We start from the raw sequence: 12,736 nt of genomic DNA on the forward strand, positions 1-12,736 counted from the left end.
GGAGTGCGTTTGTCGCGCTCTCTCGCTTTTTACTTTAAGAGGTGATGGACATGGATATGAGCGTCAAGCTGAACTTGTCTTATCCTGCGGCCAAGCAGGCGACGACTGTTGCCGACAAGCCGGCGGAGAAGCCTCGAGCGGTAGTTGCTCCAGTAGCTGTCGTGAAGGAAAAAGAGAAGAGCGAACAGACCGAGCAGGACAAACTGAAGATGGCTGTTCAGGAAATTGAAAAATTCGTTCAGTCGGTCAAGCGCAACCTGGAATTCTCGATCGATGAGCCATCGGGCAAAGTGGTCGTCAAAGTCATTGCCAGCGAATCCGGTGAGGTGATCCGTCAGATCCCCAACGAAGAAGTCCTGAAACTGGCCAATAGTTTGAATGATGCAAGCAGCTTGTTGTTCAGCGCTAAGGCCTGACAACTGGCACGAATTTTGTTGCTATGTTCTTTTGGGCGTTGTAGTGGTCAAAAGGCCGGCGACACACTGAAGGGAGTTCCACATGGCAAGTCCAATTCTACCGGGCACAGGTTTAGGTTCCGGCCTTGATACTGGTGCTATCGTCAAAGCCTTGGTAAACGCTGACAAAGCGGCCAAGCAAGGTCAGATCGATCGTGGAACCGCCACTAACTCGGCGAGTATTTCCGGGATTGGTACCTTGAAGTCGCTGTTGGCTACGTTTCAGAAAGCGCTTACCGATCTGGGTAGTACGACAACCCCTCAGTTCACGGGTTTCGCCGCGACGTCGTCCGATGTAAAAGTGTTGACCGCTACGTCCAGCAACACGGCTGTCGCCGGTAATTACGTGGTCGACGTCACCGCACTGGCCACCTCCTCGAAAGTCGCCTCTGCTGCGTTTGCCGGTGGTACAACCAGTGCGATCCCTGCTGGCACGCTGACCATCACGCAAAATGGCAAAAGCTATCCGGTAACTGTGGGCGCAGGCGCCACGCTGCAATCGGTGCGTGATTCGATCAACAGCCAATACCAATCCAGTGGCTTGAGCGCCAACATTGTGACCGACAGCTTCGGCTCGCGCCTGGTGCTGGGCTCCACGACGACTGGCGCGGGTTCCGACATTTCTGCCAGCGGTATTGCCGGTCTGGAAATTGATGGGACCGCCCCGATGGCCACCCCGCCGACTGCCACTTCTTCGGGGGCTATTGGTGCTCCGGCCCAGGACGCGGTGTTTAGCGTCGACGGTCTGGCGATGACCAGCAAGTCCAACACCATCGACAAGACGATCTCCGGGTTGAGCCTGAGTTTGCTCACCACGGGCAAGTCGACCGTCACCGTGGCGTCCAACAATGATGGTCTGAAGGCGTCGATCCAGAAGTTCGTCGATGCGTACAACGCCGTCGCCAACGCTGTGACTTCGTTGACCAAGCCGTCCCTGGATGACGATGGCAAGCTGACCGTTTCCGCGGCGCTGACCGGTGATCCGCTGCCACGTTCGATTCTGGATTCCTTGCGGGGCCCACTGTCCCAGACCGGTGCCGGCGACAAGCTGACCGTGCTTTCCCAGTTGGGTATCACCACTAACCAGAAGACCGGCGCACTGGATTTCGACAGCACCAAGTTCAACACTGCAATGAACGACAAGAAGCTGGGCGGTGAGGTTCAGACACTGTTCACCGGTACCAACGGTCTGATTGAGCGTATGAACAATGCGATCAAGCCTTACACCGAAGGTAAAACCGTCAATGGCAAAGCAGTCGACTCGATCCTGGATGCGCGTGCCAAGAGCCTCGATTCAACCAAGAAAAAGCTGAGCAATGACCAGGCAGCCCTGGATCGCCGAATCGAGACCCTGACCGCGGTACTGACCAAAAAGTACAACGACATGGACACCCTGGTCGGCAAGTTGAAGGCGACAGCCAGCAACATCACGTCGATGTTTGAAGCGATGACCGCGCAACAGAAGAACTCGTAACCTTTACAGTGCCAAAAGCCCGGCAGCGTTCACACGCTCCGGGCTTTTTGTTTTTGAATCTAAAGTTTTTTGACGCGTCGTCGATACACTGGTTATACGAACCACAGATTTCTGATGAGGTACAACATGAATCCAATGTTAGCCCTTCGCCAATACCAGAAGATTGGCGCTCAGGCGCAAACTTCCGAAGCCAGCCCGCATCGTTTGGTGCAGATGCTGATGGAAGGCGGCCTGGATCGTATCGCCCAGGCCAAAGGCGCGATGGAGCGTAAGGATATTCCGAATAAAGGTGTTCTGATCGGTAAGGCCATCGGCATCATCGGTGGTTTGCGTGAAGGTCTGGATCTGGAAAATCAGGCCGACTCGGTGACTGAGCTGGATAATCTCTACACCTACATGATGAAGCGCCTGGCTGAAGCCAATCTCAAGACCGATCCAAAAATTCTCGACGAAGTCGCTGACCTGCTTCGCACGGTCAAAGACGGTTGGGATGCCATTGCCGCGCCGGGTCCGCAGTTTTAAGGAGATCACCATGAGTCTTGTCTTGCAGCGAATCGAACAAACCCGCGATGCCCTCGTCGGTGCATTGGCCGAGCGCAACTGGGAGGCCATTGGTGAATTGGACCTGGCTTGCCGTTCCTGCATGGAAGACGTCTTGAGTGAAGCTTCGGTGGACGAGGCCGCGTTGCGCGACAACCTTGAGGAGTTGCTGGGGGTGTATAAACAGCTTCTGGAGGCGGCGACGGGGGAGCGCCAGGCGATAGTCGACGAGATGTCGCAGATCCACCAAGCGCAGAGCGCGGCAAAGGTTTACCATCTGTTTGGGTAGTTAACCCTCAGTTAATCCAAACATAGTGCGCCATAAATTTGACTGTGCACGGTTTTTTGACTTAACTAGTGGCTGGTTCCAGATTTCAGGCGTCTACAGGCATAACGTGTCTGCAAGCGTCTAGCTTGCCCCTCATTTTGGGCATTGAGTTGACTAGGGAAGTTGCTATTGCATGTGGCGTGAAACCAAAATTCTGCTGATTGATGACGATAGCGTCCGCCGCCGCGATTTGGCGGTGATTTTAAATTTTCTCGGCGAAGAAAATTTACCCTGTGGCAGCCATGACTGGCAGCAGGCTGTCGGCTCTTTGTCATCAAGTCGTGAAGTAATCTGTGTCCTCATCGGGACGGTAAATGCTCCTGGTGCACTTTTGGGCCTGTTAAAGACACTCTCAACCTGGGATGAGTTCCTTCCAGTTTTGTTAATGGGCGATAATTCTTCCATTGACTTGCCGGAAGACCAGCGTCGTCGAGTGCTTTCGACGCTCGAAATGCCACCCAGCTACAGCAAATTGCTCGACTCGTTGCACCGTGCGCAGGTCTATCGCGAGATGTATGACCAGGCGCGTGAGCGCGGTCGTCACCGTGAACCCAATCTTTTCCGTAGCCTCGTCGGCACCAGCCGGGCGATTCAACACGTCCGTCAGATGATGCAGCAAGTGGCCGATACTGATGCCAGCGTGCTGATCCTCGGCGAGTCCGGGACCGGCAAGGAAGTGGTCGCGCGCAACCTGCACTACCACTCCAAGCGGCGTGATGCGCCGTTCGTGCCGGTCAACTGCGGTGCTATTCCGGCCGAGTTGCTCGAAAGCGAATTGTTCGGCCATGAGAAGGGTGCCTTCACCGGAGCGATCACCAGTCGTGCCGGGCGTTTCGAGCTGGCCAACGGCGGTACACTGTTCCTCGACGAAATCGGCGACATGCCGTTGCCGATGCAGGTCAAGCTGCTGCGCGTCTTGCAGGAACGCACCTTCGAGCGCGTGGGCAGCAACAAGACCCAAAGCGTCGATGTGCGGATCATTGCGGCGACCCACAAGAATCTCGAAAGCATGATCGAGATCGGCACTTTCCGCGAAGACCTCTACTATCGCTTGAACGTGTTCCCGATCGAGATGGCACCATTGCGCGAACGCGTCGAAGACATTCCGCTGCTGATGAACGAGTTGATCTCGCGCATGGAGCACGAGAAGCGCGGTTCGATCCGTTTCAATTCGGCGGCGATCATGTCGCTGTGCCGTCATGGCTGGCCGGGCAACGTTCGCGAGCTTGCCAATCTGGTGGAGCGCATGGCGATCATGCACCCGTACGGGGTGATCGGCGTGGTCGAGTTGCCGAAGAAATTCCGCTACGTCGATGACGAAGACGAGCAACTGGTCGACAGCCTGCGCAGCGATCTTGAAGAGCGGGTGGCCATTAACGGTCATACCCCGGACTTCACCGCCAATGCCCTGCTGCCACCGGAAGGCCTGGACTTGAAGGACTACCTCGGTGGTCTGGAACAAGGGCTGATCCAGCAGGCGTTGGATGATGCTAATGGCATCGTGGCGAGGGCGGCAGAACGACTGCGTATTCGTCGTACCACGCTGGTGGAGAAGATGCGCAAGTACGGCATGAGTCGTCGTGACGGTGATGAACAGGCGGATGATTGACGCCTGTTTTTCAACTCCTTCATTTATAGGTGGTTTTTTTTAGGCACGGGTATTGCTACATCCCTCGCAACGTTCCGTTTAACTGACGGTCAACCACGCGAGAGAGCCCGATGCCCCAAGCCGCCCAGATGTCTCCTGCCCTTGATGCTTCGGGGCAACCGTCGTCCGTAGAGCAGGCAAGCCGGCTTGGCCTTGAGCAGGCATTTGCGCTGTTCAGCCAGATGTCGAGCCAATTGACCGATTCCTACAGCATGCTCGAAGCCCGGGTCACCGAGCTCAAGGGCGAGCTGGCGGTGGTCAGTGCTCAGCGCATGCAGGAGCTGGCGGAAAAAGAACGTCTGGCTAATCGCCTGCAAAATCTCCTCGATCTGTTGCCCGGCGGTGTCATCGTCATCGACGCCCAAGGCATCGTGCGCGAAGCAAATCCCGCCGCGAGTGAACTGCTCGGGCTGCCCCTCGAAGGCGAGCTGTGGCGTCATGTGATTGCGCGATGCTTTGCACCGCGCGAAGACGACGGCCACGAAATCTCTCTCAAGGACGGTCGACGTCTGTCGATCGCCACGCGTTCGTTGGACGCCGAGCCCGGTCAGTTGGTGCTGCTCAACGACCTGACTGAAACCCGTCATCTGCAAGATCAACTGGCTCGCCACGAACGCCTGTCGTCTCTGGGGCGTATGGTTGCCTCGTTGGCTCATCAGATTCGCACGCCGTTGTCCGCTGCGTTGCTCTACGCCAGTCATTTGACTGAGCAGCAGTTGCCGGTCGAGACCCAGCAACGTTTTGCCGGGCGCCTGAAAGAGCGTCTGCATGAACTCGAACACCAGGTTCGCGACATGCTGGTGTTCGCCCGCGGCGAGCTGCCGCTGACCGATCGCGTGAGCCCCAAGATGCTGATGCAGTCGCTGCAAGCGGCAGCGCTGACCCACGTTCAGGACTTGCCGATTCGCTGGCAGTGTGACAGTCACGCCGGTGAGTTGCTGTGTAATCGCGACACCTTGGTCGGGGCGATCCTCAACCTGATCGAGAATGCCATCCAGGCCAGCGCCGGCGACGTTCGTTTAAAGGTTCACCTGTATACCCGCGGCAACAACCTGCGCTTGTGCATCAGCGACAGCGGCAGCGGTATCGACACGAAGGTACTGGCGCGTTTGGGTGAACCGTTTTTCACCACTAAAACCACCGGCACCGGCCTGGGCCTGACCGTGGTCAAGGCAGTCGCCCGTGCCCATCAGGGAGAATTGCAATTGCGCTCGCGGCCGGGTCGCGGCACCTGCGCGCAGGTGATCTTGCCGCTTTTTTCTGCTGAACAACCCAGCGCTCAGGGAGCGAAGTGAAGGACATGGCCATCAAGGTTTTACTGGTCGAGGATGACCGCGCGCTACGGGAAGCATTGGCCGATACGCTGCTCCTTGCCGGTCACGATTACACAGCGGTCGGTTCGGCGGAAGAGGCGCTGGCTGCGGTCGGCGCCGAGGCATTTAACCTGGTGCTCAGCGACGTCAACATGCCGGGCATGGATGGTCATCAACTGCTTGGATTGCTGCGGGCTCGTCAGCCGCAACTGCCTGTATTACTGATGACCGCTCACGGTGCGGTCGAACGCGCAGTCGACGCCATGCGTCAGGGCGCGGCGGATTATCTGGTCAAGCCATTCGAGCCCAAAGCCTTGCTCGACCTGGTGGCGCGGCACGCACTGGGCAATCTGGGCGTGACCGAGAGTGAAGGGCCCGTGGCATTCGAGCCCGCCAGTGCGCAATTGCTAGAACTGGCTGCGCGGGTGGCACGCAGTGACTCCACGGTGTTGATCTCCGGTGAGTCCGGGACCGGCAAGGAAGTGCTGGCACGTTACATCCATCAGCATTCTCATCGCGCCAGTCAGCCATTCATTGCGATCAACTGTGCAGCGATCCCGGACAATATGCTCGAAGCCACCTTGTTCGGTCACGAAAAGGGCTCGTTCACTGGCGCCATTGCGGCGCAGGCCGGCAAGTTCGAGCAGGCCGATGGCGGCACGATTCTGCTCGATGAAATCTCCGAAATGCCCCTCGGCCTTCAAGCCAAATTACTGCGCGTATTGCAAGAGCGTGAAGTCGAGCGAGTCGGCGCACGCAAGCCGATCACGCTGGACATTCGAGTGGTGGCTACCACCAACCGTGACCTTGCCGCCGAAGTGACGGCGGGGCGTTTTCGCGAAGATCTTTACTATCGCCTTTCGGTGTTCCCGCTGGCCTGGCGTCCGCTGCGCGAGCGCACCGCCGATATCCTGCCGCTGGCCGAGCGACTGTTGGCCAAGTACGTCAATAAAATGAAGCATGCCGCGGCGAAGCTCTCGCCCGAGGCGCAAGTTTGCCTGATCGCTTATCCGTGGCCGGGCAACGTCCGTGAGCTGGATAACGCGATCCAGCGAGCCTTGATTCTGCAGCAGGGCGGTTTGATCCAGCCGCAGGATTTTTGCCTGACCGGGCCTGTGGCGTGTGCGCCGTTGCCGCCATTGGCGTCGCCCCCCACACGTACGGTGGACGTCGAAGCTGAATCGGCGGGCGCCCTCGGCGATGACCTGCGGCGCCGTGAATTTCAGATGATCATCGACACTTTGCGTTCCGAGCGTGGCCGTCGCAAAGAAGCCGCCGAGCGACTGGGCATCAGCCCGCGCACCTTGCGCTACAAGCTGGCGCAAATGCGTGACGCCGGTATGGATGTGGAAGGCTACTTGTTCGCCACCTGAAAGTTGACGCAGCAACACCGATCCAAATGTGGGAGCGGCGGTGCGACGATTCGACTTGCTCGCGAAAGCTGTAAACCAGCCAGCATCTCTGTTGAATGGGAAACCGTATTCGCGAGCAAGCCCGCTCCCACATTTGTTTTGCGGTGGTTCAAGGTTGAGCAAGATCCGGAAGGCTTTTGTTTAAAGCGATCACCGAGCTGGCACCCTTGTTGCTAACACCTCACTACCCGCCGAGTGAGTGTCAAAAAATTGCGGGTAGCCAGAGACGTAGCTTCGTCAAAGAGAGAAACCATGAGCCAAGGTATTGAATTCAATCGGTTGATGCTGGATATGCGCTCCATGCAAATGGATGCCATGTCTGCGCCGAAATCGACTGCCGCAGTCCCTGAATTGGGTGGCAGCAGCTTTTCCGACATGCTCGGTCAGGCCGTCAATAAAGTGAACGACACCCAGCAGGCGTCAAATCAGTTGGCCAGTGCTTTCGAGATCGGTAAAAGCGGCGTCGATCTGACGGACGTGATGATTTCCTCGCAGAAGGCCAGCGTGTCTTTTCAAGCGTTGACCCAAGTGCGTAACAAGCTGGTTCAGGCATACCAAGACATCATGCAGATGCCGGTTTAAGGACGAGATTGAGTCATGGCAGAAGCAATCGCCGATAATGTTCCGGCCAAGGCCACTCCAATAGACGGCAAACCGCCGCTGTTCGGGTTGTCCTTCCTGGAAAACCTCTCCGAGATGACCATGTTGCGTCAGGTGGGCCTGTTGGTCGGCCTGGCCGCGAGCGTGGCGATTGGTTTTGCCGTGGTGTTGTGGTCCCAGCAGCCAGACTACCGGCCTCTGTACGGCAGCCTTGCCGGTATGGACGCCAAGCAGGTCATGGAAACCCTGGCCGCAGCCGACATCCCCTATACCGTTGAACCGAACTCCGGTGCCTTGCTGGTCAAGGCCGATGACCTGTCCCGTGCGCGGCTCAAGCTCGCGGGCGCTGGTGTCACTCCCAGCGACGGCAACATCGGTTTTGAGATCCTCGACAAGGAGCAGGGGCTGGGCACTAGCCAGTTCATGGAAGCGACCCGTTATCGTCGCGGCCTCGAAGGCGAACTGGCCCGGACCATTTCCAGCCTGAACAACGTCAAGGGTGCCCGCGTGCACCTGGCGATTCCGAAAAGTTCGGTGTTCGTGCGTGACGAGCGCAAGCCCAGCGCTTCGGTTCTGGTTGAACTCTATTCCGGTCGCTCGCTGGAGCCGGGCCAGGTCGTCGCTATCATTAATCTGGTTGCCACCAGCGTTCCTGAACTGAGCAAGTCGCAGATCACAGTGGTCGATCAGAAGGGCAACCTGCTGTCGGATCAGGCGGAAAACTCCGAACTGACCATGGCCGGCAAGCAATTCGATTACAGTCGTCGCATGGAAAGCATGTTGACCCAGCGGGTACACAACATCCTGCAACCGGTGTTGGGTAATGATCGCTATAAAGCCGAAGTGTCGGCCGATGTGGATTTCAGCGCCGTCGAGTCGACTTCCGAGCAATTCAACCCGGATCAGCCGGCGTTGCGCAGTGAGCAATCGGTCAACGAACAGCGCACCGCCAGCAATGGCCCGCAAGGTGTGCCGGGTGCCCTGAGCAACCAGCCGCCATCGCCAGCCTCGGCGCCGCAAACCACCGGTGGCGCCACCGCGTCGGCCGGCATGGTGCAACCAGGCCAGCCATTGCTCGATGCCAACGGTCAGCAAATCATGGACCCGGCCACCGGCCAGCCGATGCTGGCGCCGTACCCGGCGGACAAGCGTCAACAATCCACCAAGAACTTCGAACTCGACCGTTCCATCAGTCACACCAAACAACAGCAGGGCCGTTTGAATCGCCTGTCGGTGTCGGTGGTGGTGGATGATCAGGTCAAGGTCAACGCGGCCAACGGCGAAACGACTCGCGCGCCGTGGAGCGCCGATGAATTGGCGCGCTTCACTCGTCTGGTACAGGACGCCGTCGGTTTCGACGCCAGCCGTGGCGACAGCGTCAGTGTGATCAACATGCCGTTCTCCGCCGAGCGCGGTGAAGTGATTGCCGAGATTCCGTTCTATTCCCAGCCGTGGTTCTGGGACATCGTCAAGCAAGTGCTGGGTGTGTTGTTCATCCTGGTGCTGGTGTTCGGTGTGCTGCGTCCGGTGCTCAACAACATCACCGGTGGCGGCAAAGACAAGCAACTTGCAGGCCTGGGCAGCGACGTGGAGCTCGGTGGCATGGGCGGCCTGGACGGCGAACTGTCCAACGACCGCGTCAGCCTTGGTGGCCCGACCAGCATCCTGCTGCCGAGCCCGAGCGAAGGCTATGACGCACAGTTGAACGCAATCAAGAGTCTGGTGGCAGAAGATCCGGGTCGCGTGGCCCAGGTCGTGAAAGAGTGGATTAACGCAGATGAGTGATAACCGAGCCGTTGCCGCCAAACTGACCAAGGTCGACAAAGCCGCGATTCTGCTGCTGTCCCTCGGTTCCACCGATGCTGCGCAAGTGCTGCGCCACATGGGGCCCAAAGAGGTCCAGCGTGTGGGCGTGGCGATGGCCCAGATGGGCAACGTGCACCGTGAGCAGGTCGAACAGGTGATGAGCGAGTTCGTCGACATCGTCGGCGACCAGACCAGCCTGGGCGTCGGCTCCGATGACTACGTGCGCAAAATGCTCACTCAGGCATTGGGCGAAGACAAGGCCAACGGCCTGATCGACCGGATCCTGCTGGGCGGCAACACCAGTGGCCTCGACAGTCTGAAGTGGATGGAGCCTCGCGCCGTCGCCGACGTGATCCGTTACGAGCACCCGCAGATCCAGGCAATCGTGGTCGCCTACCTCGACCCGGATCAGGCCGGTGAAGTGCTGGGCAACTTCGACCACAAGGTCCGGTTGGACATCATCCTGCGAGTCTCTTCGCTGAACACCGTGCAACCGGCAGCCCTGAAAGAACTCAACCAGATTCTCGAGAAGCAGTTCTCCGGCAACTCGAATGCCTCGCGCACCACCCTGGGTGGCATCAAGCGTGCGGCCGACATCATGAACTTCCTCGACAGCTCGATCGAAGGTCAGCTGATGGACTCGATCCGCGAAGTCGACGAAGACCTGTCCGGTCAGATCGAAGACCTCATGTTCGTGTTCAACAACCTGTCCGATGTCGACGACCGTGGCATTCAGGCGCTGTTGCGCGAAGTGTCCTCGGACGTCCTGGTGCTGGCCCTCAAAGGCTCGGACGAAGGCGTCAAGGAAAAGATCTTCAAGAACATGTCCAAACGGGCGGCCGAACTGTTGCGCGACGACCTCGAGGCCAAAGGCCCGGTGCGCGTCAGCGACGTGGAAACCGCACAGAAAGAAATCCTCACCATTGCCCGCCGTATGGCCGAAGCCGGAGAAATCGTTCTCGGCGGGAAGGGCGGCGAAGAGATGATCTAAGGTCACTATGTCGTCCAAACATGATGAGTCCAATACCGACCTGATCCGTGCCAAGGACGTCGGTGGTTTCGACATCTGGTCGTTGCCCAGCTTCGACCCGTTTGTGCCAGAACCCGAGCCGGAACCGGAACCCGAACCGCCGGAAATGGAAGAAGTGCCGCTGGAAGAAGTCCAGCCACTGACCCTCGAAGAGCTCGAGAGCATTCGCCAGGAGGCCTACAACGAAGGCTTCGCCGTTGGCGAGAAAGAAGGTTTTCACAGCACCACGCTCAAGGTCCGTCAGGAAGCCGAAGTGGCCCTGACGGCCAAGATCGCGGGCCTGGAGCAACTGATGACCAACCTGTTCGAGCCGATTGCCGAGCAGGACACGCAGATCGAAAAATCGCTGGTTGACCTCGTGCAGCACATCACCAAACAAGTGATTCAGCGCGAACTGGCCATCGACTCGACGCAGATCGAACACGTCATGCGCGAAGCGCTCAAGCTTTTGCCGCTGGGTGTGGGCAATGTGCGGCTGTACATCAATCCGCAGGATTTCGAACAGGTCAAAGCCCTGCGCGAGCGCCATGAAGAAACCTGGCGCATTGTCGAGGACGAGTCCTTGTTGCCGGGCGGCTGCCGGGTCGAAACGGAGCACAGCCGTATCGACGCCACCATCGAAACCCGTGTTACCCAAGTCATGGCCAAGCTGTTCGATCAATTGCACGATCAGGCGCTGCACCCGGCCGCACCGGACCTGAGCCTGGAACTGCCAATCGACGAAAAACCCGCGGTTACACCGGTCGAGCCGACACTGGACGATCCCGATGCGCCTTGATCGCACCAGCTTCGCCAAGCGCCTCGGCAGCTACGCCGAGGCCACGGAGCTTGCCAGTGCGCCGATCCTCGAAGGTCGCCTGCTGCGCATGGTCGGCCTGACCCTCGAGGCCGAAGGCTTGCGCGCCGCCATGGGCAGCCGCTGCATGGTCATCAACGATGACAGTTATCACCCGGTGCAGGTTGAAGCCGAGGTCATGGGTTTCTCTGGCAGCAAAGTCTTTCTGATGCCAGTTGGCAGCGTCGCCGGCATCGCCCCCGGTGCCCGTGTGGTTCCCCTGGCTGATACCGGTCGCTTGCCCATGGGCATGAGCATGCTCGGGCGGGTGCTCGATGGCGCCGGGCGTGCGCTGGATGGCAAGGGGGGCATGAAGGCAGAAGATTGGGTGCCGATGGACGGCCCGACTATCAACCCGCTCAAGCGCGAACCGATCAGCGAGCCACTGGACGTGGGCATTCGCTGCATCAACGGTTTGTTGACGGTGGGTCGCGGTCAGCGGCTCGGGCTGTTCGCCGGTACTGGCGTGGGCAAGAGTGTGCTGCTGGGCATGATGACCCGCTTCACCGAGGCCGACATCATCGTCGTCGGGCTGATCGGTGAGCGAGGTCGAGAAGTTAAAGAATTCATTGAGCACATCCTCGGTGAAGAAGGGCTCAAGCGTTCGGTGGTGGTGGCGTCGCCAGCGGACGATGCGCCGCTGATGCGGCTGCGCGCGGCCATGTACTGCACGCGAATCGCCGAGTATTTTCGCGACAAGGGCAAGAACGTCCTGTTGCTCATGGATTCCCTGACCCGCTTCGCCCAGGCCCAGCGGGAAATCGCCCTGGCCATCGGCGAACCTCCAGCGACTAAAGGCTATCCGCCGTCAGTGTTCGCCAAGTTGCCGAAACTGGTGGAGCGGGCCGGTAACGCTGAAAAGGGCGGCGGTTCGATCACCGCGTTCTACACGGTATTGTCCGAAGGCGACGATCAGCAAGACCCGATCGCCGACTCGGCGCGGGGTGTGCTCGACGGACACATTGTGCTGTCCCGGCGTCTGGCCGAGGAAGGGCATTACCCGGCCATCGATATCGAAGCCTCCATCAGCCGGGTCATGCCGTCGGTGGTGGGCATCAAGCACATGAACCACGCGCAGACGTTCAAGCAATACTGGTCGCGCTATCAGCAGAGCCGCGACTTGATCAGTGTCGGCGCCTATGTGTCTGGCGGTGATCGCGAAACCGATACCGCGATCAGTCTGCAACCGGCCATGACCATGTACCTGCGCCAGGGCTTGAACGACAACATCAGCATGGGCGCCAGCGAGAACCATCTCGCTTCGATCTTTGCGCCAGCGCCGGGCGGTTAACCCG

The 12,736-nt window shown here is 58.9% G+C and carries 12 protein-coding genes; all 12 read left to right on the plus strand.

Going from position 1 to position 12,736, the window contains the following annotated elements:
• Nucleotides 1-50 precede the first annotated feature (50 nt).
• The 12 genes from IB250_RS23045 to fliI all read left to right on the plus strand — a co-directional run bounded on the left by IB250_RS23045 (nucleotide 51) and on the right by fliI (nucleotide 12,732).
• Entirely contained in the window at nucleotides 51-416 is a 366-nt protein-coding gene (locus IB250_RS23045; RefSeq protein WP_192345709.1) for a flagellar protein FlaG, read from the plus strand.
• A gap of 82 nt (nucleotides 417-498) precedes the next feature.
• Nucleotides 499-1,929, plus strand: coding sequence for a flagellar filament capping protein FliD (gene fliD / locus IB250_RS23050; RefSeq protein WP_192345710.1), 1,431 nt, complete (start codon nucleotides 499-501; stop codon nucleotides 1,927-1,929).
• Between the two features lie 126 nt (nucleotides 1,930-2,055).
• The gene (gene fliS, locus IB250_RS23055) at nucleotides 2,056-2,451 is read left to right on the plus strand and encodes a flagellar export chaperone FliS (protein WP_123496026.1); all 396 of its coding nucleotides are present in this window, start codon (nucleotides 2,056-2,058) and stop codon (nucleotides 2,449-2,451) included.
• 10 nt (nucleotides 2,452-2,461) lie between these two features.
• Nucleotides 2,462-2,758 carry a hypothetical protein gene (locus IB250_RS23060; protein WP_008006639.1) on the plus strand — a complete coding sequence of 99 codons (297 nt, stop codon included), beginning with the start codon at nucleotides 2,462-2,464 and terminating at the stop codon, nucleotides 2,756-2,758.
• Nucleotides 2,759-2,930: 172 nt separating this feature from the next.
• Nucleotides 2,931-4,406, plus strand: a complete 1,476-nt coding sequence (locus IB250_RS23065; RefSeq protein WP_007894189.1) for a sigma-54 dependent transcriptional regulator — start codon at nucleotides 2,931-2,933, stop codon at nucleotides 4,404-4,406.
• A gap of 128 nt (nucleotides 4,407-4,534) precedes the next feature.
• Entirely contained in the window at nucleotides 4,535-5,740 is a 1,206-nt protein-coding gene (locus IB250_RS23070; RefSeq protein WP_192345793.1) for a sensor histidine kinase, read from the plus strand.
• A 5-nt stretch (nucleotides 5,741-5,745) separates the two neighbouring features.
• On the plus strand, nucleotides 5,746-7,131 hold the full coding sequence (gene fleR, locus IB250_RS23075) for a sigma-54-dependent response regulator transcription factor FleR (RefSeq protein ID WP_192345711.1): 1,386 nt from the start codon (nucleotides 5,746-5,748) through the stop codon (nucleotides 7,129-7,131).
• A 291-nt stretch (nucleotides 7,132-7,422) separates the two neighbouring features.
• Nucleotides 7,423-7,752, plus strand: a complete 330-nt coding sequence (fliE, locus tag IB250_RS23080; RefSeq protein ID WP_008072611.1) for a flagellar hook-basal body complex protein FliE — start codon at nucleotides 7,423-7,425, stop codon at nucleotides 7,750-7,752.
• A gap of 15 nt (nucleotides 7,753-7,767) precedes the next feature.
• Complete coding sequence (fliF, locus tag IB250_RS23085) at nucleotides 7,768-9,555, plus strand: flagellar basal-body MS-ring/collar protein FliF (RefSeq protein WP_123496032.1); 1,788 nt, start codon at nucleotides 7,768-7,770, stop codon at nucleotides 9,553-9,555.
• Nucleotides 9,548-10,567 (plus strand): flagellar motor switch protein FliG, encoded by a 1,020-nt coding sequence (fliG, locus tag IB250_RS23090; RefSeq protein ID WP_007894195.1) that lies wholly within the window; start codon nucleotides 9,548-9,550, stop codon nucleotides 10,565-10,567. Before fliF ends, fliG begins: the two co-directional genes overlap by 8 nt.
• A 7-nt stretch (nucleotides 10,568-10,574) precedes the next feature.
• Nucleotides 10,575-11,384: a flagellar assembly protein FliH gene (gene fliH / locus IB250_RS23095; RefSeq protein WP_192345712.1), complete on the plus strand. Its 810-nt coding sequence runs from the start codon at nucleotides 10,575-10,577 to the stop codon at nucleotides 11,382-11,384.
• Nucleotides 11,374-12,732, plus strand: a complete 1,359-nt coding sequence (gene fliI, locus IB250_RS23100) for a flagellar protein export ATPase FliI (protein WP_123496036.1) — start codon at nucleotides 11,374-11,376, stop codon at nucleotides 12,730-12,732. Before fliH ends, fliI begins: the two co-directional genes overlap by 11 nt.
• Nucleotides 12,733-12,736: the final 4 nt, after the last annotated feature.

The organism is Pseudomonas sp. PDM09, from assembly GCF_014852305.1.
In the GTDB taxonomy this organism is placed as follows: Bacteria; Pseudomonadota; Gammaproteobacteria; order Pseudomonadales; family Pseudomonadaceae; genus Aquipseudomonas.